Origin of the sequence: Parabacteroides sp. B2-S-102, from assembly GCF_023656665.1 — a bacterium.
GTDB classification, from domain to species: domain Bacteria; phylum Bacteroidota; class Bacteroidia; order Bacteroidales; family Tannerellaceae; genus Parabacteroides; species Parabacteroides distasonis.
Genome location: NZ_JAMOKM010000002.1, coordinates 464,512 through 490,548 on the forward strand (window position 1 = coordinate 464,512; position 26,037 = coordinate 490,548).

The 26,037-nt window shown below is 48.6% G+C and carries 19 protein-coding genes and 1 pseudogene; 9 read left to right on the forward strand and 11 right to left on the reverse strand.

The annotated features are described in order from the left end of the window. Positions 1–26: 26 nt before the first annotated feature. The 3 genes and pseudogenes from NBH07_RS04775 to NBH07_RS04785 all read right to left on the reverse strand — a co-directional run. A pseudogene (locus NBH07_RS04775) lies at positions 27–321 on the reverse strand (hypothetical protein); the annotation flags it as partial. A gap of 237 nt (positions 322–558) precedes the next feature. Continuing rightward, entirely contained in the window at positions 559–1,518 is a 960-nt protein-coding gene (locus tag NBH07_RS04780; protein ID WP_009017122.1) for a hypothetical protein, read from the reverse strand. Positions 1,519–1,605: 87 nt separating this feature from the next. Further along, entirely contained in the window at positions 1,606–2,250 is a 645-nt protein-coding gene (locus tag NBH07_RS04785) for a Crp/Fnr family transcriptional regulator (protein ID WP_005858175.1), read from the reverse strand. 114 nt (positions 2,251–2,364) lie between these two features. Here NBH07_RS04785 and hcp point away from each other — a divergent pair, with 114 nt between their 5' ends. From hcp to NBH07_RS04805, 4 genes are read left to right on the forward strand one after another with little or no spacing between them, the layout of a single operon-like run. Continuing rightward, positions 2,365–4,011: a hydroxylamine reductase gene (hcp, locus tag NBH07_RS04790; protein WP_009017121.1), complete on the forward strand. Its 1,647-nt coding sequence runs from the start codon at positions 2,365–2,367 to the stop codon at positions 4,009–4,011. Positions 4,012–4,066: 55 nt separating this feature from the next. Beyond that, complete coding sequence (locus tag NBH07_RS04795; protein WP_009017120.1) at positions 4,067–4,924, forward strand: pyridoxamine kinase; 858 nt, start codon at positions 4,067–4,069, stop codon at positions 4,922–4,924. A gap of 49 nt (positions 4,925–4,973) precedes the next feature. Next, on the forward strand, positions 4,974–5,912 hold the full coding sequence (locus tag NBH07_RS04800) for a ketopantoate reductase family protein (RefSeq protein ID WP_009017119.1): 939 nt from the start codon (positions 4,974–4,976) through the stop codon (positions 5,910–5,912). Positions 5,913–5,923: 11 nt separating this feature from the next. Then, positions 5,924–6,496, forward strand: a complete 573-nt coding sequence (locus tag NBH07_RS04805) for a DNA-3-methyladenine glycosylase I (protein WP_005858179.1) — start codon at positions 5,924–5,926, stop codon at positions 6,494–6,496. Positions 6,497–6,570: 74 nt separating this feature from the next. Here the strand turns inward: NBH07_RS04805 and NBH07_RS04810 are convergent, their stop codons facing one another. Together NBH07_RS04810 and NBH07_RS04815 are read right to left on the reverse strand one after the other, a co-directional pair. Beyond that, positions 6,571–7,548: a type I phosphomannose isomerase catalytic subunit gene (locus NBH07_RS04810; protein WP_005858180.1), complete on the reverse strand. Its 978-nt coding sequence runs from the start codon at positions 7,546–7,548 to the stop codon at positions 6,571–6,573. Positions 7,549–7,570: 22 nt separating this feature from the next. After that, entirely contained in the window at positions 7,571–9,589 is a 2,019-nt protein-coding gene (locus NBH07_RS04815) for an alpha amylase C-terminal domain-containing protein (RefSeq protein WP_009017118.1), read from the reverse strand. 98 nt (positions 9,590–9,687) lie between these two features. Between NBH07_RS04815 and NBH07_RS04820 the strand changes: the two genes are divergently transcribed. Together NBH07_RS04820 and NBH07_RS04825 are read left to right on the forward strand one after the other, a co-directional pair. Next, positions 9,688–11,976, forward strand: a complete 2,289-nt coding sequence (locus NBH07_RS04820) for a cation:proton antiporter (RefSeq protein ID WP_008779573.1) — start codon at positions 9,688–9,690, stop codon at positions 11,974–11,976. A 29-nt stretch (positions 11,977–12,005) separates the two neighbouring features. Further along, the gene (locus NBH07_RS04825) at positions 12,006–12,590 is read left to right on the forward strand and encodes a nitroreductase family protein (protein WP_008779572.1); all 585 of its coding nucleotides are present in this window, start codon (positions 12,006–12,008) and stop codon (positions 12,588–12,590) included. Between the two features lie 2 nt (positions 12,591–12,592). On the opposite strand, the gene NBH07_RS04830 is transcribed toward NBH07_RS04825, so the two are convergent. Both NBH07_RS04830 and NBH07_RS04835 read right to left on the reverse strand, forming a co-directional pair. Continuing rightward, entirely contained in the window at positions 12,593–15,574 is a 2,982-nt protein-coding gene (locus NBH07_RS04830) for an AAA family ATPase (RefSeq protein WP_009017117.1), read from the reverse strand. Continuing rightward, positions 15,571–16,821, reverse strand: coding sequence for an exonuclease SbcCD subunit D (locus tag NBH07_RS04835; protein WP_036632479.1), 1,251 nt, complete (start codon positions 16,819–16,821; stop codon positions 15,571–15,573). Before NBH07_RS04835 ends, NBH07_RS04830 begins: the two co-directional genes overlap by 4 nt. A gap of 295 nt (positions 16,822–17,116) precedes the next feature. Between NBH07_RS04835 and NBH07_RS04840 the strand changes: the two genes are divergently transcribed. Then, entirely contained in the window at positions 17,117–18,367 is a 1,251-nt protein-coding gene (locus NBH07_RS04840; protein WP_036632482.1) for a TonB-dependent receptor, read from the forward strand. A 47-nt stretch (positions 18,368–18,414) separates the two neighbouring features. Here NBH07_RS04840 and NBH07_RS04845 read toward each other — a convergent pair whose 3' ends face one another. Both NBH07_RS04845 and NBH07_RS04850 read right to left on the reverse strand, forming a co-directional pair. Next, positions 18,415–19,662 carry a PAS domain-containing sensor histidine kinase gene (locus NBH07_RS04845; protein WP_009017114.1) on the reverse strand — a complete coding sequence of 416 codons (1,248 nt, stop codon included), beginning with the start codon at positions 19,660–19,662 and terminating at the stop codon, positions 18,415–18,417. A 436-nt stretch (positions 19,663–20,098) separates the two neighbouring features. Continuing rightward, the gene (locus tag NBH07_RS04850; protein WP_005858196.1) at positions 20,099–20,545 is read right to left on the reverse strand and encodes an HU family DNA-binding protein; all 447 of its coding nucleotides are present in this window, start codon (positions 20,543–20,545) and stop codon (positions 20,099–20,101) included. Between the two features lie 212 nt (positions 20,546–20,757). On the opposite strand from NBH07_RS04850, the gene NBH07_RS04855 reads away from it, so the two are divergent. Then, positions 20,758–23,043 carry an NADP-dependent malic enzyme gene (locus NBH07_RS04855; RefSeq protein ID WP_156682407.1) on the forward strand — a complete coding sequence of 762 codons (2,286 nt, stop codon included), beginning with the start codon at positions 20,758–20,760 and terminating at the stop codon, positions 23,041–23,043. Between the two features lie 74 nt (positions 23,044–23,117). Here the strand turns inward: NBH07_RS04855 and NBH07_RS04860 are convergent, their stop codons facing one another. Both NBH07_RS04860 and NBH07_RS04865 read right to left on the reverse strand, forming a co-directional pair. Continuing rightward, positions 23,118–24,011 (reverse strand): D-isomer specific 2-hydroxyacid dehydrogenase family protein, encoded by an 894-nt coding sequence (locus NBH07_RS04860; protein ID WP_009017112.1) that lies wholly within the window; start codon positions 24,009–24,011, stop codon positions 23,118–23,120. A gap of 24 nt (positions 24,012–24,035) precedes the next feature. Then, positions 24,036–24,515 (reverse strand): DUF456 domain-containing protein, encoded by a 480-nt coding sequence (locus NBH07_RS04865; RefSeq protein WP_005866214.1) that lies wholly within the window; start codon positions 24,513–24,515, stop codon positions 24,036–24,038. Positions 24,516–24,610: 95 nt separating this feature from the next. On the opposite strand from NBH07_RS04865, the gene NBH07_RS04870 reads away from it, so the two are divergent. After that, entirely contained in the window at positions 24,611–26,017 is a 1,407-nt protein-coding gene (locus NBH07_RS04870) for an efflux transporter outer membrane subunit (RefSeq protein ID WP_009017110.1), read from the forward strand. Positions 26,018–26,037: the final 20 nt, after the last annotated feature.

The following is a 26,037-nucleotide window of genomic DNA, read 5'->3' on the forward strand; positions in this document are numbered from 1 at the left end:
TGACTTTTCATAAAGTCAATACGTTAAATCCGTAAATAACGATCAATAATCTCATAATAACTTTCTATCGCATTAGCGGATCGGAGCAAGTTCATATCGAAAGTCACTCTATTATACAAGTGATTTCCTATGATCTGATCCCAACTTACAGGAAATTTGCGCAACCTCATCAATCGTAAAAGCGACCTCCCCACGAAGCCTGCGATACACCGCCTCTCTCCCGATACATAAAGTATCCGTCAAGAAATTAGCAAGATTTTGTCCGGGAGGTAACCTATCTTTCATTGCGGTTATCAATTCATTTACAATACTATCTTTCATTGCCTTATTCCTTATTTCTAAGTATTAATAATCCTTGATACATTTGGCAAATGTAAAACATGTAAACGATAGTTTTGTACGATAAAGAAAGCCTATGAGAATTGTTCCTTTTCTAATTAAGGCAAACGCAGACAGAAAAAGATAGAAAACGAAATTAAATAAAAAAAGCACCTATAAATTTCGAATCGCGCAATCGGAAGATCTAGGTTGTTTCATTTATCGAAACAAGTTCAAACTCTAAAACGTATTTATAATCTCCCTTTGTCTATTGAAAAACTGGATACGTTGCATCTCTCCACTCTCGGAGATCATGGTAGAGAACTTTTTTAAAGATTGAATCCAGTCTTTCAAGCTATTAAACATCTCAGTATCCTGTGTCGTAATAGAATTTATCGAGTAAACCCGTATCATACTTAACTGCAAAGAACTTGTTTCCAGATAACTATACGTAGCCTCAAAGTTAATATGCGATACATAAATCCGTACACTATTGCCTGCCTCGGTCTTTCCTTTCATGGCAAGCTCTTCCAATTCATCCACCAACACTAATAACTCCTCTTTGATACGTTGTATATCCTCACAGGAAATAAGATGGATATCGGAGAAATATTTAATATCATTGACCAAATGATGGAAGATCATATTATCCCAAATATAATCCGTAGAATGGATATACCGTGTCAACGATACAAATTCTCTTTGGATATCAACCAGTTTTTCCGGTATCTTCAGATTCTCAAAATGATTACATTGGATATGCTTATTCTGATACATCCATTTAAATAAACGAAACTTTGACAAAAGGTCATGCTTCAAATAAAGGGTCTGAGGAATAGTATTGGAAGAGGTACCCAAAGCCGTAGTAGGATCATCCTGAAAGGCCCTAAAGATCTTCACATATCTAGACAAGATCGTAAAATAAGCATTAAACGGATCATCGTGATCTACCACATTCAAGTCGAACACGGCATTGGCACTAAAACTAACCCCTACTATTTTATCCAATGACACACCCAATTTCCTTGAGATAAGAGCAGCCTCTTCCAAGGTGAAAGGAACCTCGCCACGTAAGCGCCTATAAATGGCTTCTCTGCCAATATAAAGGGTATCCATCAACAGATTCGCCAAATTTGTCTTAGGGGGAAGTTTTTCTTTTAAAGCTTCAATCAAGCCTGTATTTAATTCATTTATCATCATAACCATGTCGAATGAAAAATCATCTACTCTAGTAACATATATAGAGAGGGAGTTGTTTCGAGAACAAGTACATTCGTAGATGGATTTTCAAAGCACGTAGCTTTTCAGCTTATTCATATCAACTATTTTCCCTTCCCGGGAAATAGCCCCTTCCTCTATCATTTCCGAGAAACTACGGGCCAATGAAGGACGAGCCACTCCAAAATATTCCGAAAGCTCTGTTTGATTACGATCCTGCTTATAATGATCCCCTTGAATACGTTTAAGTATATAGTAAGCCAGTTTACCTTTAATGGTCTTAATCGATAATAATTGAAGACGTTCAGAAAGAAATTGTGTTCGGTTGGCGTTAAAAGCCATATAGCTTTGAAGAAAATGCTCGTTTGTCGCCAGCAAACGCATCACCGCACTCTTAGGTATTAAAATAATCTCGCATTCCTCCAAGGCGATAACATCTACCGGGAAGCGATTATTTTCCGCAAACAAAAATGCGGAGGCCAAAGGAGTAGGCGCCGATAAAGTCTCCACTTCCAGAATTGTCCCGCTTTCGGTGATCATCTCAGTCTTTACCCGTCCTTTACTCAATAGATAAAGCGAAGATAAGGCATCTCCCTGACGAGCCACCCAGTCACCTTTCTTAAACGACCTTGTCGAATAATCCAACGAACTGAAAAGAGCGGTTTGCTCTTCCTCAGACAATTTTCCGCAAATAGGACACAAACTCAGATTCATAAAACTTCCTTTTGCGGATAAAGATAAAGAAAATAATCAAAGAGTGTAACAACTGTTACAGATTAAACGACCTTCTCCCCCCTACATTCGCGATAAACTTTAAAAATAAAAGCTATGTTCTGTTATCAATGTCAAGAAACCGCCCAAGGAAAGGGCTGCACATTAAAAGGTGTATGTGGTAAGACCGCCGAAGTGGCCGGATTACAAGATTTACTGATGTACTTAATGAAGGGAATCTCCAAATTAACAACGACTTTACGCAAACAAGACGTGGAATCATCCACGGCCAATAAGTTTATCGTAGACGGACTTTTCATGACCATCACAAACGCCAATTTCGATTCATCCAGGTTCGTCTCAAAGATCAAGGAAGCCTATCAGCTACGGGAGAACCTTCTCAACGAATTGCATCGACTGGGAATCCATCTTTCCTTAACCTGCGACTGTCTGACTTGGAAATCGGATAAAGTAGAGGAAATGGAGGTCAAAGCGAAAGAAGTAGGTATTCTTGCCACAGAAAACGAGGATATCCGTTCTCTATGCGAATTACTCACTTATGGGGTTAAAGGTATGGCCGCCTACGTGGAGCACGCTTACAACCTAGGTTTCGAGGATACCAGCCTCTATGCCTTTATGCAAGATGCCTTGGTAGCGACGACTCGATCAGACCTGACTGTCGCCGATTTAACCCAATGGGTACTTACCTGCGGCGAATACGGAGTAAAAGCCATGGCCTTATTAGATAAAGCGAATACTTCCACCTATGGCAACCCGGAAATTACGAAAGTGAATATCGGCGTAGGAAAGAACCCGGGTATACTTATCAGTGGGCACGACTTGAGAGACATTCAAGACTTGCTGGAACAAACCGAAGGTACAGGCATAGATGTCTATACACATAGCGAGATGCTTCCCGCACATTATTACCCGGCTTTCAAGAAGTATAAGCATTTTGTAGGAAACTACGGTAGCGCCTGGTGGAAACAAACATCCGATTTCGAGACATTCAATGGAGTTATCCTGTTTACGACCAACTGCCTTGTCCCTCCCCGTTCTTCCGCCACTTACGCCGATCGGGTCTATACGACCGGCTCTACCGGGTTCGAAGGATTCCCACATATCGCCGATCGTAAGCCCGGAGGCTCTAAGGATTTCTCTGCGTTAATCGAACACGCAAAGAAATGCGCCCCTCCAACGGAAATCGAACACGGGGAAATCATCGGTGGATTCGCTCATGAGCAGGTATTCCAATTAGCCGACAAGGTTATCGATGCCGTAAAATCAGGAGCGATACGTAAATTCTTTGTCATGGCAGGTTGCGACGGAAGAATGAAGAGCCGTAGCTACTATACCGAATTCGCCGAGAAATTACCGAAAGATACCGTCATATTAACCGCCGGTTGTGCCAAATATCGTTACAACAAACTGCCTTTGGGTGAGATCAGAGGTATTCCACGGGTATTAGATGCCGGACAATGTAATGACAGTTACTCATTGGTGATGATCGCCCTCAAGTTAAAAGAGATCTTCGGGCTGGATGATGTCAATGAATTACCTATCGCATACAATATCGCATGGTACGAGCAAAAAGCGGTAATCGTATTACTTGCCCTACTCTACCTAGGCGTAAAAAACATTCACTTAGGACCGACATTGCCAGCGTTCTTGTCGCCGAATGTAGCCAAAGTATTGGTCGATAATTTCGGGATCGCCGGAATAGGTAGTGTAGACGAAGACATGGAACTATTTCTAGGAAAGTAAAATAAACCTTTACCAATCCGCTCTTGTTTTCCTATCACATTTTAATCGATTCAAGATGAATAAGGAACAACAAAAAAGAGTAGCCGCCATTCATGACCTATCGGGATTCGGCAAATGTTCATTGACAGTTGCCCTCCCGATCCTCTCGGCGGCAGGAATAGAGACAAGCGCCTTACCTACGGCCATACTTTCTACACACACAGGAGGTATTCTCGGCTATACATATAGAGACTTGACGGAAGATATGCGTCCGTTCATGAAGCATTGGAAAGAATTAGATATCCGTTTCGACGCCGTCTACAGCGGCTTTCTTGGATCTTTCGAGCAATTAGATATCGTAAAAGAGTTCTTCTCCCTTTTCAAGCGGGAAGATAACCTGATTCTAGTCGATCCTGTCATGGGCGATAACGGAGAACTGTACAAGATCTTCACCCCTAAATTTGCGAAAGGAATGAGATCCCTTTGTGAAAGAGCGGATATTATCGTGCCGAACCTGACGGAGGCCGCATTATTGTTGGGCGAACCCTACCAAGCAGGTCCCTATACCAAAGCTTATATCGATGGTATTTTACATAAGCTAAGTCAGCTAGGCCCTAAGCAAGTTGTCTTGACCGGTGTCTATTTCGACGAGAAAGAACTGGGAGCCGCCACTTTCGATATGGAACGAAATGCGACAGAGTATGTTTTAACAGAGAAAATACCCGGTTATTATCATGGTACGGGAGATGTTTTCGCAAGTGCTTTACTGTCCGGTTTGTTAAATAATTTCAACTTGGAGATATCTGCGGAAATAGCCGTTCGCTTCACGGCAGAAAGTATTCTTCGAACATTCAAGGCGCAAACGGATTATCGCTTTGGCGTGAACTTCGAACAATCCATTCCGGATTTACTAAAAGAACTGAAACTGATATAAATGAGAGCCTTTTTTTTCTCATATTTGCAAATAAAAGGAATATAATAGTATGGCTAAATTAAGAATAGCGTTTTCTGGTATCGGTGCGGTGGGTGGTTATTACGGAGGTATGGTCGCCGCCCGCTATCAAGGAACAATAAAAGCAGATATCTTTTTTATCGCCCGTGGAGAAAATCTAAAGGCTATCCGTGAAAAAGGTTTACAAATGCAACTAGGCATCCGGACAATCCATACGGCTCCGGCACTAGCCACCGATAATCCCGCCGAGATAGGGCCGGTAGACTACCTTTTCTGTTGTACAAAAAGTTACGATCTAGAAGAAAACATCCAGCAGCTAAAGCCTGTTATCGGACCTAAGACCGTTATCATCCCCTTGCTAAACGGATTGGATATCGAAGAACGAATCCATAATATACTACCCGGACAAGAGGTCTGGAAAGGATGTGTTTATATCGGTTCCCGCTTGACAGAGCCGGGTGTTGTCGAGAAATTCTCCTTGAAGGAACGTATTTTCTTCGGCAACAAAGATGCAAACAAAGATAAGCAAACCGAGTTGCTTAAATTACTTATGTATGCCCGGTTAAACGCTTTTAATCCAGCGGATATAGACCTACGCATCTGGAAGAAATTCTTCATGATCTCTACGGCGGCTACGGCTACGAGTTTCTTCAACCAGCCCATTGATGAAGTACTAGCCCAACATATTGATCTATTCATCGCTTTGGGTACGGAATTAAAAAGCGTAGCGGAGGCTATGGGAGTCAGTTTACCCGATGACATCGTCTATACTTCCATCGAGACGCAAAAGATGATGCCGGCCGGCTCCACGACTTCCATGCATAGTGATTTTCTCGCCGGGAAAAAAACAGAGTTGGAAACATTGACCGGATATGTTATTCGTCAAGCGGAGAAGCTCGGCGTTGATGTCCCTACTTATCGATTTATGTATAACGGATTGTCTTTTTATCCCTATCCGAAAAATCAGTAATATCATACATTATGGAAGATCTAATAAACGGGCGTTGCGGTTGGTGCGGAACTGACGAGTTGTATATGGCGTACCACGATCAAGAGTGGGGAAAGTTGGTGACTGACGATAAAACACTGTTCGAGTTTCTTGTATTGGAAAGCTCTCAAGCCGGATTGAGTTGGATAACAATCCTTCGGAAGCGTGAGGGATATCGTAAGGCTTTTTGTGACTTCGACACCGAACGGGTAGCGCAAATGACCGATGAGGATGTTGAACGGTTGATGCGGTTTGAGGGTATCGTGAAAAACCGCCAGAAAATCAAATCCACAATCACAAACGCAAGGCTGTTCCTCGCCATACAAAAGGAGTTCGGCAGCTTTTACAATTACACCCTGTCATTCTTTCCCGACAGAAAACCGATTATCAACACATTCCGGTCATTGAGCGAGATCCCTGTCACGTCGCCTGAATCCGAAGCCATGAGCAAGGACATGAAGAAGAGGGGCTTCAAATTCTTCGGACCTACAATTTGTTACGCCCACCTACAGGCTTCGGGATTTATCAATGATCATCTGATAGACTGCGTTTGCAGGAAAGGATAATAAAAAGGGGATGTGTCAAAAGTCCGGTTTATTAGATTTGACACACCCCCTCATTATTATTTAGCGCATCGATCTTATTGACCGATATAAGTCTCCATGAACTTAGCGCCCGGAGCCGGAGAGATGGTTATTACCTCCGTGTCCGCAGGGATCAAGACAGTTTGACCTTGGTGTACAAAGATCTCGTTTCCTTTATTATCACGGATGGAAGCCTTGCCTGCCATACAGATATAAACGACAAAAGAATCCAGTTCCGAGAAATTACGAACCATAATCGTATCCAGATCCAAAAGGTTTGTCGTGAAATACTTACAGTCCGCCAACTCTACCGTGGCATTCGTATGACCTTTGTAGTGAGTACGGTAATCCGGATACAACGTATAATCGATCGCGTCTTTCGCCAATTCCGTATGCAGCTCACGGCCATTACCGTTCGCATCTTTACGGTTGTAATCGTAAATACGATACGTGATATTACTAGTCTGCTGGATCTCTGCGATAAAACAACCCGCTCCGATCGCATGCACACGTCCCGCCGGCAAGAAAAATACATCACCTTCATTTACGTCGTAACGTTGAAGCACATCCATGATCGTATTGTTCTCCACCCGTTTCACGTATTCCTCTGCGTCGATTTGCTCAGAGAAACCGGAATATAGGCCAGCGCCTTTCTCCGCCTTGATCACATACCACATCTCCGTCTTACCGAAAGAGTTGTGGCGCTTTTTCGCCAGCTCATCGTCCGGGTGAACTTGAATAGATAAATTATCACGGGCATCGATAAACTTGATTAGCAACGGGAAAGTCGTCCCGAATCTCTCCATCACCTTCTCTCCCAGCAACTCCTTGCCATAAGAGCGGATCAACTCATCCAAAGACTTGCCTTCCAACTCGCCATTATCGACAATAGAATAATTTCCCTCAACATGAGAAAGCTCCCAGCTCTCGCCTACACCATTCTCAACCGGAGTAATACCCTTAAACGGGCAGATATCTGAACCGCCCCAAATCACCTTCTTGAGGATCGGCTTAAATGTAAATGGATATAACATAACGTGTTTTGTGTATAGAGTTTTACTTTTTGACCTTCACTTTCCTTAATACGACGGCGCTACGTGCCGGGATATAAAGTTTCAGCCATTCTTTCTTTTCTTTCTTATATAACGGATCAAATTGCGTGAAATGCCTTATGGTATCATCAGCCAAGCCAAACCCCCCGAAACGGGTAGCGTCAGTGTTCAATACGACCTCATATTCTCCCTTCGGAACCAAGAAACCGTAATCCGTGAACGATTTCGTCGGGCTAAAGTTGAACACAAAAACCAAGTCTTTACGCATATAAGCCAATATCTGATCGCCATCATTATCCCAAACCTTCTGGATAGGGGTATCTTGGAAATTCTTCACATCCCCGATCAATTCCAACATCTCACGGTCGAAATCGCCCAAGAAATGGTACTTCAAATCCAAGTTGTCCACCAAATTCCATTGGCGGCGAGCGTATTTATAAGACCATCCATTGCCCTCCCTTGGGAAGTCGATCCACTCCGGATGCCCAAACTCATTTCCCATGAAGTTCAGATAACCGCCATTAATGGTAGAAGCCGTAACCAAACGGATCATCTTATGCAAGGCGATACCTCTATCTACCATGAAATTATGGTCATCTTTTTGCATATGCCAATACATATCGGCGTCGATCAAGCGGAAGATGATCGTCTTATCACCCACCAAGGCTTGATCGTGGCTCTCGGCATAACTGATCGTCTTCTCATCGGCACGACGGTTCGTCGTCTCCCACCAGATCGAAGACGGATGCCAATCCTCATCCTTCTTTTCCTTGATCGTCTTGATCCAATAATCCGGGATGTTCATGGCCATGCGATAATCAAAGCCATAACCACCATCTTCGACCTTGGCTGCCAAACCCGGCATGCCACTCACCTCCTCGGCGATCGTTATAGCGCCCGGATTCACCTCATGGATCAATTTATTGGCCAAGGTTAGATAAGCGATAGCGTCGCCATCTTGGTGGCCATTAAAATAATCGCCGTAATTACAGAAAGCCTCGCCCAAGCCATGGCTGTAGTAAAGCATGGAGGTCACGCCGTCGAAACGGAAACCATCGAACTTATACTCCTCCAGCCAGAACTTACAATTCGACAATAAGAAATGAAGCACCTCGTTCTTTCCATAATTGAAGCACAGGGAATCCCATGCCGGATGCTCACGGCGTTCGCCACTCAGGAAATATTGGTCATACGAACCGTCAAAGCGGCCTAATCCCTCCACCTCGTTCTTTACGGCGTGGCTATGTACGATGTCCATGATCACGGCGATACCCATCCCGTGCGCCTCGTCGATCAGTTGTTTCAACTCGTCCGGCGTACCGAAACGGGAAGAGGCAGCGAAGAAGCTACTTACGTGATAGCCGAACGATCCATAATAAGGATGTTCTTGTATAGCCATGATCTGAATGGCGTTATAACCATCCTTCGCTACACGAGGCAATATATTTTGACGGAATTCATTATACGTCCCCACCTTCTCCTCGTTAGTGCTCATACCGATATGGCACTCGTAGATCAAAAGGGGAGACTTCTTAGGTTTGAATCGTTTATTCTTGAATTTATAAGGTTTCTCCGGGTTCCATACTTGAGCGCTAAATATCTTAGATTGCTCATCTTGCACCACCCGGCGAGTCCATGCGGGAATACGTTCTCCGCTACCGCCGTCCCACTCGACCAGCAACTTAAACAAGTCCTCATGACACATCTGCGCATCGGTCAAAGCGATCTCCCATATGCCATTCGCCTTACGTTTAAGCTTGTATTTATTATCTTTCTGCCATCCGTTGAATGTTCCGATCAAATAAATAGCGGTAGCATTCGGCGCCCATTCACGGAACACCCAGCCTTTCGTGGTTTTGTGTAACCCAAAATAAAGATATCCGGAAGCCATCTCGGATAAAGTTAGTTTACCATTATTCGTCAAGCTCTTTTCTTTATCAATCACGTATTGATACCGGCCTTCTATAGCCGCCTCATAAGGGGCCAGCCACGGGTCATTTTTTATCAGATTTAGAGACTCCATGATTTATTATAATTTGGTTCTCGGCAAAGATAAAAGAAAAAAACATACCCATTGATAATATTAGGATATTTCTTATATTCGCGGTAAACCGTATAAAGATGAGCAAAGGAACAAAAAGTATAGCCTTTTACCTAATGATGATCCTCATTTTCGGTTCGCTGATGTACTTTATCGCCAAAGAAGGGGAAAGTCAGCAACTGGAAAATTCGATTGCGTCCATTCAAAACGCACCTAGTAATTTAGAAGAGGGATTTACCATATTTACTCAATTATTAGTACATAATATCGAGTCTTCCATAGGAATTCTGCTTTTACAAATCATCACGATATTGCTTACGTGCCGTTTGTTCGGTTGGTTATTCCAGAAGATCGGGCAACCCACCGTCATCGGCGAGATCGTTGCCGGAATCGTGCTAGGGCCGTCCGTATTAGGCAATTTATTCCCGGAGGCTTCCGCCTTCCTTTTTCCTGTGGAATCGTTGGTGAATATAAATATGCTGAGTCAATTCGGACTTATACTCTTTATGTTCGCTATCGGGATGGAACTTAATATCTCCGAGGTAAGGAAAAAGCTGAAAGAGACGATCTTAATCAGTCATACCAGTACGATCGTCCCCTTCTTTTTCGGTATGCTGACCGCCTATTTCGTGTACGACAAATATGCGGATAAGAGTACGCCTTTCCTCTCTTTCGCCTTGTTTATAGGTATCGCCATGAGTATTACCGCCTTTCCCGTATTGGCACGTATTATCCAAGAGAAAGGACTTACCAAGACACATTTGGGTACCATCTCGTTGGCAAGCGCGGCGAATGGGGATATCACCGCATGGTGCTTGCTAGCGGTTGTCATAGCGATCGCACAAGCGGGTTCGATGCTAAGTGCCGTTTACAACATCTTATTCTCAGTTCTTTACATAGTGTTTATGTTTTTGGCGGTGCGGCCATTCCTGCGGATGATCGGACATATCTACCACAACAAGGAGGTAATCGACAAGGGGCTGGTCGCTTTCATCTTCTTGCTATTGATCACCTCGGCTTATCTGACAGAGATATTGGGATTGCATGCCTTATTCGGCGCTTTTATCGCAGGAGTGGTGATGCCGGGAAATGTCAAATTCCGCAAGATCATGACCGAGAAAGTAGAGGATGTATCCCTTGCGCTATTTCTTCCCTTATTCTTCGTATCCACCGGATTACGTACGGAAATAGGTCTTCTAAACAAGCCTGAATTATGGTGGCTATGCCTTATCTTCATAGTCGTGGCCATCGCAGGAAAGTTTGGGGGAGCGATGTTCTCCGCCCGATTCGTGGGTGAGAGCTGGAAGGATAGTCTCTATATAGGGGCTCTCATGAACACCCGTGGGTTGATGGAGCTGGTCGTATTGACGATCGGGTACGAGATGGGGATATTGACGCCTTCCGTATTCGTGATCTTAGTGCTAATGACACTGGTCACCACCTTTATGACAACCCCATTGGTCTCATTCATCAAATTCTGTTACCGGGCGCATGATAAGCTGATGGAGCAAAAAGAAAGAATGCCATTGGAGGGAATATTCAAGGTACTGCTATCCTTCGGACGAGCCGGAAACGGACAGATCATGCTGGACGTGGCCTACCAGATGTTCGCCCAAGGCAAAAACAAACTGGAGCTGACGGCACTGCATTTGACGGTTGGCTCGGATGTAAACCCGCTACACACGGATAATTTCGAGGAAGTCAGCTTCGGCCCGATCCTTTACGGGGCCAAGAAGCTGGGCATTCAGATACAGACTCGCTACGAGGTATCGAACAACGCCGGAGTGGATATTTGTAGCATCGTAAACAATGAGGGGTATGATTTCCTTCTGGTCGGTTCCGGGATATCGATGAGCAACACACCGGATGATATAGCGGCAAGCCATTACCGGGCCTCTTTCTACAACCGTTATTTCAAACGCTTCAAGGCTCCGGAATCCTGGTTTTATCCGGGTGCCTTATTGAAAGACAAGACGAAGATGTTTATCGAGCAAAGCAATTGCCCGGTAGGTGTATTCGTGAACCGGAATTTCGTCAAGGCATCGAACGTGATCGTGGTCATCGACTCCGAGGAGGATTTATTCCTGTTGGGATACGCCCAGACCTTATTGAAGTCTACACACGGCTCGGCCAGCGTACTTGATAAATCCAGCAGTACGACCCCGGGGAACGAGGTGATCAAGGAAGGAATCCTGCGATTCACGGAAGACGTGAAGCAGACCACGCTTCTACGAGAGAAAGACCTTACGCCCCAGTCTTTCAACGGCTTCAACTTCATGCTGATCAGTTATAAGACATGGAACGATGTCTCCGAGCACCGGAAAGAAGCCTTGCAGAAGATGCCTTCTACGTTGATATTAAGTAAATAATCCGTTATAAACCATATAAACCCGTCTTTATGAGAATCTGTCTTTTCTTCTTGATCACCGTTTTCCTCATGGCCTGCTCCTCTACGGGGAACCAGCGGCAGGAACCGGAAAACCAGACCTTGGAAACGATACTCAATCGCAAAAGCGTACGTAAGTATAAGGATCGCCCGGTAGAAAAGGAAAAGATAGACAAACTGATACGAGCCGGAATGGCCGCCCCCTCCTCCCGTGACAGGCGACCTTGGGAATTCATTATCGTAACCGACCGGAAAGCCTTGGACACAATGGCCGAAGGTCTCCCCTTCGCCCGGATGCTGAAAGAGACAAGGCAAGCGATCGTCGTTTGCGGCGATACGATCAAATCCTCCAACGCTTGGTTTCTGGATTGTTCCGCCGCCTCGCAAAACCTGCTACTTGCCGCCGAATCCATGGGATTGGGAGCCGTATGGACGGCTGTTTACCCCTATCCGGACCGGATCGAGATCGTCCGGAAAGAGCTTCGGCTACCGGATCATATCATGCCGTTGAACGTCATACCTGTGGGATACCCCATGCAGAAAGAGACTCCCAAAAACAAATACAACGTCCAACAGATCCATCACAACGGCTGGTAAAGCTATATGACTTCCAGATAACTCCGTCCGTTTCCCGCCCGGTTCACCCGGATCTGCACGGGAATACGTTCCGTCATTTCCTGTACGTGCGAGATAACGCCGATCTTGCGCCCTTGCGTACGCAGGCTCTCCAAGGCATCCATAGCGACCCGCAACGTCTCCGCATCCAAAGAGCCGAAGCCCTCATCGATAAACAAGCTCTCAACCTTCATCCGGTTCGAGGAGAGCGAGGACAAGCCTAACGCCAAGGCCAGCGAGACCAAGAAAGATTCCCCTCCGGAAAGGCTATGCACGGTACGGATCTCGTCGCACATATCTTGGTCGATCACCTGCAAGGCCAAGGTATCCGGCACACGCTCCAACCGGTAACGCCGGGATAGTTGCCGCAATTGCACATTCGCGTAACTCAACAAGACATCCAAGGTGTAGCCTTGGGCGATCCTACGGAACTTGGCGCCATCCGCCGAGCCTGCCAACTCATTCAGCTTCGCCCAACGCTCGCTCATCGCCCTCCGCTCCGAGAGCTCTTGCTGGAAGCCGGCTATCTTCCGCTTATTCTCCTCGTGCGTACGCAGACGGAAACTACATTCAGACTTTTGGGCCGTCATTTCCGACAGAGATTCCTCCAGCGTCTTCCCCTCGGAGTTCTCTTGATAGGCGACCATCCAGTTATCCAGCTCCTGCCGGCGTGCGGAAAGGAGACCGGAAGTCTCCGCCAGATCCTTCTTGATCTGTTCCGTACCCCCCCGGTATTGCTCCACCTCGCCGGCGTGCCTCGTCGTACTCTCTTGCAACTGCTTCAAATGGCTCTTCAAGGCTTCCACCCGTTCGTGGAAGGTACGTTCCACCTGGTCGGCTGGCTGGCCTCCCAGCAGGAGATTCCGCTCCGAACGCAAGCGGGTATAGGATTGATTCTTCTCGTCGTAGGCTTTCGCGGCGTCCTCGTACTGCTTGCGCAAGGGAGGGAGGAAAGCCTCGTACGACTCCCGTTCCGCTTGATGGGCGCTCCGCTCCCGTTCCAGTTCCCGCAGGCGTTCCCCGTTGGCTTGCCACTGGCGGGCGAAATCCGTCAAGGTCTCCCGGAAGCTTTCCGGGTCCTTGTTCCAGCCCGTCTGCCATGCGTCGTTCCCGAACAGGGCGTTGGCCGCTGATAGGGATTGGGACAGCTTCTCCTGCTGTTCCCGCTTATCCAGTTCTTCCCGGTCGATTTGCTCGGACAAGGATTGTAACTGGTTCCTTAATTCCGTCCGTGCGTTCTCGTCCGCGGCGAGTTGTTTATGCAGCTCCAATTCTTTCTGTTGCAGGGCGGCGAGTTGTTTCCCGCAGGCCTCCTGCCGTTCTTTCCGGTCGAGAAGCCGCTTGAGGCGCAGGGTAGCTTCCGAGATGCGATCCGCCAAGGCCAACAGGCGCTCATGCGCCTCGTGAGAGGCGAAAGGATGCTCAAGGCTTCCGCAGACCGGGCAAGGCGTTCCGGCAGTCAGCTTGTCCCGCAGGCTTTTGATATCGCCAGTCGTCACGAACTGGGCTTGCTCCAGCAATAAACGCTCCCGTTCCGTACGGCAGGTCTCGATCGACCGGTCCAAAGCCTCCGGTTCCAATTCCTGGAGGGCAAGCGCTACGGACTTCCGCTCTTCCTCAATCTTTACCTGTTCCTTGGCGTGCGTCTCCGCCTCCCGCCGCAAGGATTGCCTCCGAACCTCCAACCGCTGGATTTTCTGTCGGATGGCTAGCAAGGCCTTGTCCGACCGCTCGACTGCCCGGCGAGCCGTAAGGCAGGTATCCAGATGAATCAACAAGGCCGACAGTTGCTCGGCGATCCCCTCCTTGCTCCGGTAACGTTCACGCCACGACGTCAGCTTGTCCCATTCCTCCGAGGCTTTCTTCTGCCGCTCTTCCACCTTCCTGAGTTTCTCTTCTGCCTCCTGCTTCCGCCGGGAGAAGTCTTTCATCCGTTCATCAGCCTCGGAGCGGGCTTTCAAGGCCGATTCCAGTTGCACGTCCAGTTTCCGGGCCTGTTGCAATTCCAGTCGCAAGCCCTTAGATTCCTCATCCGTCCTCGCCAATCGCACCTCTCCTTGCTCATACTCCTTCCTTGAGGTTTCCAGCGATGCCAACGCCCGTTCCAAGAAACGGGCGTTCTCCTCCCGCTGTTTTTCCTTCGAGGCGATCTGGACCTCGGCCGCTTTCACGGCCTCCCGCAGGCTTTGCCGCTCGGCCCTCGCCTTCTCCAGACGGGCCAGCTCCACCTCCAAGGCCGAAAGGCGGGTTTGGGAGGCTTCCACCTCCTCCTCCGACAGAAGCTCTATGTCTTGTACGCGGGCGTATAGCTGCTCGTAGGCCTCCTTCGCCTCGGCGTTCTTGGCGAAGATCCGGCGGGAGATCTCCGAGTATTGCTCCGTACCGGTCAGTTTTTCCAGCAAGGAGGCCTTCTCGCCCTGCTCCGCTTTCAGGAAGGTAGAGAAATCGTTCTGGGCCAAGAGCACCGAGCGGGTGAACTGATCGAAAGTCAGGCCGATCAGCTCGATGATACGGGCTTGCAGGTCCTTGTTGGTTCCCGGCTCCTCTTTCCCGGCATCTATATTATATAATGTAAGGCGGGCGGCCTGCAAACGTCCGCTCTCCTTCTCCCGGGCCCGGGATACGGACCAGCGGGCGCGATACCGACACCCGTTCAGCGCCACGAAATCCACCTCGGCATAGCCCGAGGCCGTCCCGCGGCGCAAGAGGAAGCGGGGGTCGCTTTGCGGCAACACATCCTCTTGCACGTCCCTCAGCCGCACGTTATTCTCCTTCGCCAGCTCCGTTCGCGGCGTACGGGAGAAGAGGGCGAGGCACATGGCATCCAGCAACGTGGATTTTCCCGCCCCCGTAGGCCCGGATATAGCGAAAATACCCGCCGAAGCCAAAGGCTCTTCCGTAAAATCAATGGAAAACTCTCCTTCCAGCGACGCCAGATTGCGTCCTCTGATCGCCAGCACTCTCATAAAGAAACCTCCCTCATCACCTCATTAAACAATGTCTCTATCTCCTCGGGCAACTCGCCTCCGTATTTCACGGCAAACGTATGCCTCAGCATATCCAACGGAGCTATCTTTTGCAAATCGTTATACGACAAGGCCCGCTCCTCTGCCTCCCCTTCCCGCCGGGGATACGAAGGAACGATGGAGGTGAGGCGGACCGCCTTCCCGACCAACGCCTCCTCTACCCGATGACGGAACGTAGGGTCCGGCTCCGTCAGCAGGACCCGTATCTCCACGTAAGGCCAGCGGCTCTCGTCCTCCCTGCCCTCCTCCGGCTCCGGAAGCCCGGCGAGGCATCGCAAGACCTCCTCCGGTGGTAACGGGCTATCCGGTATACGCATCAAGTCCGCTACTCTTGGGATCTCGATCGCCTCGATACCAGCGACCTTCCTCTCCTCGACCGCTACGGCTATCACTTGATGCCGGTAATTCTTCTCCGAGAACGACATGGGAAGCGGGCTTCCGGCATAACGTACCGCCTCGCGCCCGCCGATCCGTTGCGCCTTATGGATATGCCCCAGCGCCGTATAAGCGATCCCGGCGTCGAAGGTATCCGCGGATACGGACTCCAGACCTCCCATGATCGCACGCTCGCTCCGGTCATCCTCCGATAGTTCGGCTCCGGTAGCGTGGAGGTGTCCCAAGGCTACGATCGCCTCGCCGGGATTCCTCCGGGCATCCGCATAAGCGTAGAGCCGCCGGTACATCCGGCCGATACCCGCCACATACGAGTCGGGCTCTCCCTCAGGTACCGCCGGGTAATCCCCTTGGCGGAGGAAAGGCACCGCCAGGCAAAGCGCCTCCCGTTCTCCCGCCCGGTTCCTCAAAGGGACGACGAGCGAAGCGAGGTCGATCTCCCCGGAATCCGTCCTCCCCACGATACCGACAATCGAGGTATTCAATTCCTCCAGCAAGGGATTCGGGGCTTCCAGACGGATCGCGGAATCGTGGTTGCCGGCGATGATCACGATCTGCAAGCCCGGATTCAGGCGATTCGCCTCCCGCAGGAAACGATAGAAACGGCGTTGCGCCCCCGCGGAAGGGTTCGTCACGTCGAACACATCGCCGGCGATCAACAGGACATCCGTCTGCCGCTCCACCAATAGATTTGTCAGAAAACCGAGGAAAGCCTCGTGCTCCGCCTCCCGGTCGTAGCCGAAAAAGGTCTGGCCCAGATGCCAGTCGGCGGTATGGATAAGTTTCAATGCCATATATTGTCATATTTATAAAAGCAAAGGTACAATTTTTTTCTAGGTTCTTTCTTTTGCCGTCAACATAGCCAAAGAGACATATCCGCGTCAAGGGAATAAGTTGTCGTTTCTTCTTTTTCAGGTCTATTTCAGCAATATACATCATAATATATGTATTTTAGTCCTAAGTTTATAAATTCTTTTGTTACATTTAGAGCGAAGAATGATCATCAACCGTTTTTCCCATAGCAACGGAATATCATAGATTTCCTAAAGGCAATGACATAGTTTACAATAAAAAAACTAAATAAAAATCATGTACCATCTGATACTAAACGTTCTAGTTTTCTTTCTCCCATTGCTTCACGGGGATAAATCGACCGCATCAAATCCGGATATCAAGGAGGGAAATGAGGCTTACACAGTCTCATTCTATCCGGAAGGGGGCCGATTGATATTAAATACCGCCTGCGTAGTCGCATTCAAGGCAGAAAGCAGAGATGGTAGAACATTAGATATCTCAGGAGAGATCGTGGATGACAGAGGTAATATTGTACAAAACGTAAAATCCTTATATAACGGATTAGGATATTTCAATATTTACCCAGATGAAGGAAGGACCTATTATCTGAACTGTAAAAGCACAGAAGGTATAGAAAAAAGCTTTATATTACCTGCCGCAACCCTGTCAATAGGGATAAAAGTACATTTCAAGGAAGACCAAATATTAGTCTCCGCCTTAAAACCAGAGCATTTGCAATTTAAAGACACTTTATATATACTGTTACAATCCGAAGACTCCATCGTTTATAAAGACATTTGGGATTTCTCAAGGAGATGGATCGTATTCGAGAAAAAAAACATCAAGACCGGCCTGTCTAGTTTTCTTTTAGTCGATAGTAATGGCGATCTACTTTCCGGGCGACCGTTTTTCAAGCTAGAAAATATCTCATCACTCCAATCTTTGCCTCCGGACTTCAAGATAAGGCTACTTCCTATCATGAACGATCCGGGAACCGACTCCATACGGAAGAATCTCGTATTGGATACTTTGGCCAAGACTTTAACAATCGACCAGGAACAATCGGAACCTGATAAAAGGCCAAATGATGATATATGGAAGACCATCGAGTTGGAGAATGTAGAAATCAAGGCATTCAAGAAAGACAAACAGAATCAAGGACTCTATTCGCCCGTCCAAGCTTCCAGCCGTATTTATAGCTCCCAAGATATAGAACGGTGGCATATAAATGAGATGAAATCGTTATTATCTCGCTTTAGCGGGGTTAAATTTATCTTCGATAACGTTAAGCAAAAATATTATCCGGTACTCCGTGACGCGATAACTTCCTTTAGATCAAAAAATGAAGGGAAACCCCTAGTCGTGATTGATGACACGCCTTTTATCGATTTCGACATCCTAGATTACCCTGTTAACGACATAGAAGAAATATTTTTACTAAAAGGATCAGACGCAGCCATATGGGGGCCTAAAGCTAGCAATGGAATTATCGTCATTATAACCCAAAGAGGTAAATCCACAAAAATCGAGCAAAAAGAGGAATAAAATGAGAATCCCGTCTAGGGTCGGCAAGACATCCGCTTCCCGCTCCACTATCCCCCCTTGTATACCGGCAGCACGACCGAGAAGCGGCTTCCTTCTCCCTGCTTAGAACTCAGCGCTATCCGTCCCCCCAAGTTTTGTACGATTCCTTGGCAGATAGACAACCCTAGACCGGCCCCTTGGCTGAATTCATCTTGCTTGAAAAAACGGCTGAATACCTTCTCTTGTTCCTCCTCCGATAGACCGATCCCGGAATCCTCGACAAAAATCGCCGCCTCATCCGTCCCCCTCAGATGCTTAAATCCCAACTTTATATATCCGCTATTCGTGAATTTACAAGCGTTTGTCAAGAAATTGGTTATAACTTGCGAAAGTCTCTTTTTATCCGTATAGATAAACAAATCCCCCTCCGCCTCTTTCGAGAATCGTAGGTGGGTGGGGACCAATAACTGATGGGCGAGGTAAAGATCGTCGACCAACTCCTTGACGGAGCAGCTCTCTTTCTCGAATTTCATTTGTCCCGATTGAAGTCTCGAAACCTCCAGAATATCATTGATGAGCACCAACAACAGATCGCAGCTCTGATTGATCGTCTTGGCAAACAGCTGCTTGTCGGCCTCGTCTAAGTCCTTCTCCGAGGCCAGCAGGTTCGAGAAGCCTACGATAGAGTTCAGCGGCGTACGTATCTCATGGCTCATGTTCGCCAAGAACTTTTGCTCATACCCCCTCATGAGGATAAGCTCTTTTTCCCGTTTCTTCATGTCATTGATGTTGATAAGTATACCGCTCACGTCTTTACCTCCCTCCGCATTATCTACCGCAGGCATGGCGCTAAAGCGGAATTCCCACCATTCATAATCAGATCCGGTAAAGCGGGCACGGCATTGGAATACCTCCTTGTCCGCTTTCCATAAGGATTGCCTCTGCAGCTTGAAAGCGATGAGATCATCGGGATGTATCAATTTCCACATCTCCTCCAACTCGATTCGCGACGGCTGGTCACCGACAGGATACTTGAAAAAGAACTCCTCATCCTTGAATTCCCAGATGTATATGCCTCCACACTGTATGGCCAAATCCAAGAAGAAATTCTTTTGAGACAAACGGGAGAAGATCATCTTGACTTGCCTCTTCTCCCGCCCATACAAGCATAAGACACCGATTAAAAATACGATAGTAGCTACCTCAAAAACAGGCCTCAGCCTATAATACTCAAATAAGGGAGTATGCTTAGGTAGCAAGTACAACCCCGTAAGCAAGGTTGCTAAAACTAAAAATATATAAAGTAGGTGTTTCATGGTTCTTTAAGTTTACGAGTACCTGCGGGACTCTGGTGGTAAATGGTTTTATTTCACTCCGCTCATTAACACTATTGTTTTTTTTCTTAAGACTATTATTGATTTTCACCAGCTATTTAATAAATATTATTATCTTTGATCTCATAATTAACCAGAGTCCCGCAGGGACAACGCCTACACCTCTTCCACGATTATTTATCTACCCGGCATCTTCCTTACTCGTATCCGTACGGCTACATTCTTGTATCTACGTATCTGCATCCGTGTATCCGTACGGATACGAAGATGCAGATACGTAGATACAAGGACGCAGATACGTAAGTGCAAGAGCGTAACCGTACGGGTACCCGCTTGTATCCGGGCAACAAAAAGCCGGTATCTGGGCGGGTACACGTGAGTACCTGCCCGGATACCGGCCCGCGGCTATCATCCTAGCCTATATCTCGTCCGGAGATTCCGAGTCGGAGCCGCCGGAGCCACCCGGTCGTCCTTCCGCCAGCTTGTCCACCCAAGCGAAAGTAGCCTTCTGAAGATCCGTCTTGAAAGCCTCGTCAGGCTGGAAGTTAAGGTTCACACTTTTGATATTCTTGGCGTTGACCTCCTCCTTGGTAGGTACCCCCAAACTGGAAAGCGTAACGCTGAAACTACCCCAGTTACCCAGTTTCACGCTCTCGCCTCCCAGCAGCCTGCGAAGCAAGATCTTACGAAGCTGGCGGATGGCCATCATCGCCTCGGAAGGGTTCAACGTAGTCTCGTCGGCGAGTTCCATCGCTACCTCGGTCTCGTCCGCTTGGGCGGTAGTTACTTGAGTTACATACCATTTCTTAGGCGCTTCCTTGTCCAAAGGGTTTATTCGTTGCACGGGTTTTACTAGTATTGCCATGATAAATAGATTTATAGGTCTCTCTTGGATGGAGGCCCTGATTATTAAATCTTCAAATATAACAATAGAGTTCCACTCTCACAAGTTAAAACCGGATTACTATTCGCACTTTCTTGAAAAAACTATTTGTAAGCAAAACCTAGTAAACTCATAATAATTTGTTACTTTTGCGGTGGTTTTAAATAGGAACAACATAATTAATAAACATACCTATGGCAAAGATTACAAAAGAGGAGGCCCTTCGGTACCATGTCGAGGGCAAACCGGGTAAGATCGAGGTTATCCCGACAAAGCCTCATAGCACGCAAACGGATTTATCCCTGGCTTATTCGCCGGGCGTAGCCGAGCCGTGTCTGGAAATCGAGAAGAATCCGCTGGACGCGTACGAATATACGGCGAAAGGTAATTTGGTAGCCGTAATCTCCAACGGTACCGCCGTACTCGGGCTGGGCGATATCGGCCCCTTGGCCGGTAAGCCGGTGATGGAAGGCAAGGGATTGCTATTCAAGATATTCGCAGGTATCGACGTATTCGATATCGAAGTGAACGAGAAAGATCCGGAGAAGTTTATCCAGACCGTGAAGGCGATCTCGCCCACGTTCGGAGGAATCAACTTGGAGGATATCAAGGCACCGGAGTGTTTCGAGATCGAGACTCGCTTGAAGAACGAGCTGGATATCCCCGTCATGCACGACGACCAGCATGGTACGGCAATCATCTCCGGCGCCGGGCTGATCAACGCCTTGGAGATCGCCGGCAAGAAGATCGAGGACGTGAAGATCGTGGTGAACGGCGCCGGAGCCGCCTCTATCTCATGTACGAAACTGTACGTGATGCTGGGAGCGCGCAAGGAGAATATCGTCATGTGCGACAGCAAGGGCGTCATCTCTACCAGCCGCCCGGACTTGAACGCCGCCAAGCGGGAGTTCGCTACCGACCGTCCGATCAAGACCTTGCAGGAGGCCGTGGTGGGAGCCGACGTATTCTTGGGCCTCTCCGTGGCGAACGTATTGACCAAGGAGATGGTACGTAGCATGAACGCCGACCCGATCGTATTCGCCTTGGCGAACCCGAACCCGGAGATCTCCTACGCCGACGCGATGGCCTCGCGGGACGATATCATCTTCGCTACCGGACGTTCCGACTATCCGAACCAGATCAACAACGTGCTGGGATTCCCTTATATCTTCCGCGGCGCCTTGGATACGCACGCCAAGGCGATCAACGAGGAGATGAAGCGGGCCGCCGTCTACGCCATCGCCGACCTTGCCAAGGAGCCGGTTCCCGACGTGGTGAACGCCGCCTATAAGCTGAAACGAACCACTTTCGGACGCGACTATATCCTTCCGAAAGCGCTCGATCCCCGCTTGCTGACCCGTGTATCTTGCGCCGTGGCGAAAGCCGCTATCGACTCGGGCGTGTCTCGCAAGACGATCACCGACTGGGAGGGCTACGCCAACCATTTGCGTGAGATGATGGGGTACGATAATAAACTCTTGCGCTCGTTCACCGATATGGCGAAAGCGAACCCGAAACGGGTGGTATTCGCGGAGGCGAACCACGTGAATATGCTGAAAGCCGCCGCCGAGGCGAAAGCGGAAGGTATCTGTTTCCCGATCTTGCTGGGTAACGAGGAGCGTCTGGCCAAGATCGCCGCTGAGGAGAATATCAGTCTGGACGGTATCGAGATCGTCAACCTCCGCCACGACCGTGAGACGGAACGCCGCCACCGCTACGCCCGTATCCTTACCGACAAGAAGGCGCGCGAGGGCGTGACTTACTCAGAGGCTTGCGAGAAGATGGTAGACCGTAATGCGTTCGGTATGATGATGGTGGCTACCGGCGACGCTGACGCTTTCGTGACGGGTGTATACAGCCGCTACTCGGAGGTTACCAAGATGGCGGAACAGATCATCGGCATCCGCCCGAGTTACAAGCATTTCGGTGCCTTGAACATCCTGACTTGTAAGAAGGGTACCTTCTTCATGGCCGATACGCTGATCAACCGTCACCCGTCGGCCGAGGTATTGATCGATATCGCCCGCCTGACGCACGACGCCGTGAAGTTCTTCGCTCACGAGCCGGTGATGGCGATGTTGTCTTACTCGAACTTCGGTTCCGACAAGCAGGGTAGCCCGCTGAAGGTGCACGAGGCGATCGACTTCTTGCATAAGACATACCCAGACATGGTAGTAGACGGAGAGATGCAAGTAAACTTCGCCCTCGACAAGAAGCTGCGCGACGATATGTACCCGTTCAACAAGCTGAAAGGACAAGACGTGAATACCTTGATCTTCCCGAACCTAAGCTCCGCCAACAGCGCGTACAAGCTATTGGATACGCTGGGTATCACCGAGACGATCGGCCCGATCCAGATGGGATTGAACAAACCGATCCACTTCACCGACGTAGAAAGCTCTACCCGTGATATCGTGAACCTGACTACCGTAGCTGTCGTAGACGCTATCGTTCAGGAGCAGATCGAGAAAGAAGGTTGATAGGGGGATAAGCCCTATCAATACTGTCCCCAGTTGTAGAGACGGGGCGTGCCCCGTCTCTACAACTGGATATATCAATTCTGATAGCTTTCGATATTCGCTATTACCTTTTGCGACAATCGCTCCATACATTGCTCCGAGTGGCCGGAGACTTTCGGGGTATATATGACATTATCGAATTGCGTCAAGGTATCCGCATAATTCCCGATACCTACCTCATCGCATAAGAAGAAATTCCGCTTATGGGCGCTAAGCCAACGTTGTAAATCCGGAACACGGAAAGTAGGCCCTACCGACGTATTGATCAATATCTTCAGATTACCGAACAAACGAAACTCACCCGCCCCCAGAAGAATCGTATTACGAGGCAAGCAAGTACATAAAATATCCACTTCCGGCAGCAACTCCCGCAGAGGCAGGTAAGCGATACCGGAGGCCTCGGCATCCGGCTTACGGGTACGGCTGAAATAATAAACCTCCGCCCCCAAGAAACGAAGGGCGTCAGCGATCATTCTCCCGGTGCGACCCAATCCCACGATGCCTACTTTTTGCCCGCCCAGCTCATACGCCTTATGCTTCCACTGTTTCCCGCCGAAACCATGCAACAAACGGACCAGCTCGCTAATGACATACTCCACGACTCCCTCATCGCCATAGTCGCGGATGCCCAAAACCGTTATCCCCCGCTCACGTGCGGCGGCTATATCCACATTCGCGCTAGACTCGCTATAAAGGGTACAGCACATCCCGATGTATTTGATATTCGGGCAAGCCTCGATCACGTTCCTTCGGATCTGTGTATTATAAGAGACGAGCACACAATCTGCGTCCCCGATCCGGTTCACAATCTCCTCATCCGTTTCCGGAATGCCGGTATAAAAAACAACCTCTTTTCCAAGCGCCTTCAAACGCTCCACTCCCCATGTATTCAACCCGGTAGAATCTACCACTACAATTTTCTCAAACATATCTTACTTTATTAATTACCATCTTCAATTAATTATCCCTCTCACAAAACTATAAATAAAATAGCCGCAAAGGGTAACCTTCAGCACGACACTCAATAAAAAACCAGCGAACGCCCCGAAACCAGCCTTCAACGCATCCCCGGACGCCTTACCTCCCAAAAGTTCCCCCACGAAAGCCCCCACGAAAGGACCCAGCAAGATCCCCCAAGGCGGAAACACGAACATACCGGCCACAGTTCCCACGGCACATCCCCAATTTCCCCACTTGGACCCTCCGCTATACTTAGTCCCCAGCATGGGCGTAACATAGTCCATCGCCTGTGCCAACACGACCAGCAATCCCCACACGACCAACTCCGTAACCGTAAATTCCGCATAGCCCGTAAAATGCAACAGCCACAAAGCCAAATACGCCACCGGCGGCCCCGGCAAGATCGGCAAAAAACACCCCGCCAATCCCACCAACAAACAGATAACGCCTAGTATAACCAATAAGATATCCATATATTTCAGTTTTTGGGATATATAAATAGGCAAAGATACAAACATTTCTCACCCTTAACTGTTTTGCTAAAAGCTAAATCTAAACATATATATTTATGCACAAACATTTACGCCTGACATGTTATGCTTTGTTGTGCTTGCTGGTACCGATCGGGGTAATGGCGCAGACAGAGCATAAGTATTTAGACCGTGCCCTACCCGGGTCATGGTCTGAGGAAGGGAGTGATTTCCAGCAGACACTTCCCGTAGAAGATAATTGGTGGAGAAATTTTAAGGACCCGTTGCTGGACTCGCTGATAGAAGTAGCCGTGAAACAAAACTATTCCGTGCAAATGGCGATGGACAGGATCGCCATGGCAAAAGCCAACCTGCGGTCGGCACAAGGAAGCTACTCGCCCACCCTAGGGCTTTCTGCCGGATGGACACGGCAACAAAGTAGCGGCAATATCAATCAGGTACCCAAGGCGATCACCCAATATTCCAGCGCTACCGTAGATATGAACTGGGAGGTGGACGTATTCGGGAGTATCCGGAACCGGGTGAAAGCGGAGAAAGAGAATTTCGCCGCCTCGAAAGAGGAATACAACGCCGCCATGGTCTCCCTTTGCGCTCAAGTAGCCTCCTCCTATATCAATATGAGGGAACTGCAACAAGAGGTAAAGGTAGCGCAACAGAACTGCCGCTCCCAACAGACGGTCGTACAGATCACCCAGAAACGGTATGAGACCGGGCTAGTCTCTAAACTGGACGTAGCGCAGGCGCAATCCGTATACTACAGCACGAAAGCCTCCCTACCGATGCTGGAGGCCGGTATCATCCAATACGCGAACTCCTTGGCGATCTTGCTAGGCCTGTACCCTTCCGATCTGCAAAAGATCATGGAGACAGAGGCCTCCTTGCCGGAATATATCGAGCCGGTCGGTGTAGGGCTACCGGCAAACCTGTTGCTACGCCGTCCGGATGTACGTGCGGCAGAACGGCAGGTCAATGCGCTTGCCGCCTCGCTCGGGGCCTCTAAGTCCGATTGGTGGCCGAAAGTATTCGTGAAAGGCTCGGTCGGTTTCGCCTCCCACGACTTCGACAAGCTGGCGAATCATAATAGCTTGACCTATGAGATCGCCCCTACCCTTACGTGGAACTTCTTCCAAGGCACCCAGAAGATACAGGCTACCCGGTTGGCGAAAGCCCAGTTGGACGAGTCGATCCGGCAATTCAACCAGACCGTGCTTACCTCCGTACAGGAAGTGGATAACGCCATGAGCTCGTACAAGAACTCGATCAAGCAGATCGTAGCCCTCCGGGAAGTGGTAAACCAAGGAAAACAGACCTTGGATCTTTCCCTAGACCTCTATAAGCAGGGCCTTACGCCTTTCCAAAACGTACTGGACGCGCAACGCTCCCTCCTCACCTACCAGAACCAATTGACACAGGCTCAAGGTAGCTCCCTACTGAACTTGATACAGCTTTATCAGTCATTGGGCGGAGGATGGAATCCTATGTAGGCCGTTCGATCCGATCGAAC

Coding starts and splice junctions, on each gene's coding strand:
- NBH07_RS04780 (WP_009017122.1), bottom strand. CDS start 1,518: ATGATGATAAATGAATTAAATACAGGCTTGATTGAAGCTTTAAAAGAA.
- NBH07_RS04785 (WP_005858175.1), bottom strand. CDS start 2,250: ATGAATCTGAGTTTGTGTCCTATTTGCGGAAAATTGTCTGAGGAAGAG.
- hcp (WP_009017121.1), top strand. CDS start 2,365: ATGTTCTGTTATCAATGTCAAGAAACCGCCCAAGGAAAGGGCTGCACA.
- NBH07_RS04795 (WP_009017120.1), top strand. CDS start 4,067: ATGAATAAGGAACAACAAAAAAGAGTAGCCGCCATTCATGACCTATCG.
- NBH07_RS04800 (WP_009017119.1), top strand. CDS start 4,974: ATGGCTAAATTAAGAATAGCGTTTTCTGGTATCGGTGCGGTGGGTGGT.
- NBH07_RS04805 (WP_005858179.1), top strand. CDS start 5,924: ATGGAAGATCTAATAAACGGGCGTTGCGGTTGGTGCGGAACTGACGAG.
- NBH07_RS04810 (WP_005858180.1), bottom strand. CDS start 7,548: ATGTTATATCCATTTACATTTAAGCCGATCCTCAAGAAGGTGATTTGG.
- NBH07_RS04815 (WP_009017118.1), bottom strand. CDS start 9,589: ATGGAGTCTCTAAATCTGATAAAAAATGACCCGTGGCTGGCCCCTTAT.
- NBH07_RS04820 (WP_008779573.1), top strand. CDS start 9,688: ATGAGCAAAGGAACAAAAAGTATAGCCTTTTACCTAATGATGATCCTC.
- NBH07_RS04825 (WP_008779572.1), top strand. CDS start 12,006: ATGAGAATCTGTCTTTTCTTCTTGATCACCGTTTTCCTCATGGCCTGC.
- NBH07_RS04830 (WP_009017117.1), bottom strand. CDS start 15,574: ATGAGAGTGCTGGCGATCAGAGGACGCAATCTGGCGTCGCTGGAAGGA.
- NBH07_RS04835 (WP_036632479.1), bottom strand. CDS start 16,821: ATGGCATTGAAACTTATCCATACCGCCGACTGGCATCTGGGCCAGACC.
- NBH07_RS04840 (WP_036632482.1), top strand. CDS start 17,117: ATGTACCATCTGATACTAAACGTTCTAGTTTTCTTTCTCCCATTGCTT.
- NBH07_RS04845 (WP_009017114.1), bottom strand. CDS start 19,662: ATGAAACACCTACTTTATATATTTTTAGTTTTAGCAACCTTGCTTACG.
- NBH07_RS04850 (WP_005858196.1), bottom strand. CDS start 20,545: ATGGCAATACTAGTAAAACCCGTGCAACGAATAAACCCTTTGGACAAG.
- NBH07_RS04855 (WP_156682407.1), top strand. CDS start 20,758: ATGGCAAAGATTACAAAAGAGGAGGCCCTTCGGTACCATGTCGAGGGC.
- NBH07_RS04860 (WP_009017112.1), bottom strand. CDS start 24,011: ATGTTTGAGAAAATTGTAGTGGTAGATTCTACCGGGTTGAATACATGG.
- NBH07_RS04865 (WP_005866214.1), bottom strand. CDS start 24,515: ATGGATATCTTATTGGTTATACTAGGCGTTATCTGTTTGTTGGTGGGA.
- NBH07_RS04870 (WP_009017110.1), top strand. CDS start 24,611: ATGCACAAACATTTACGCCTGACATGTTATGCTTTGTTGTGCTTGCTG.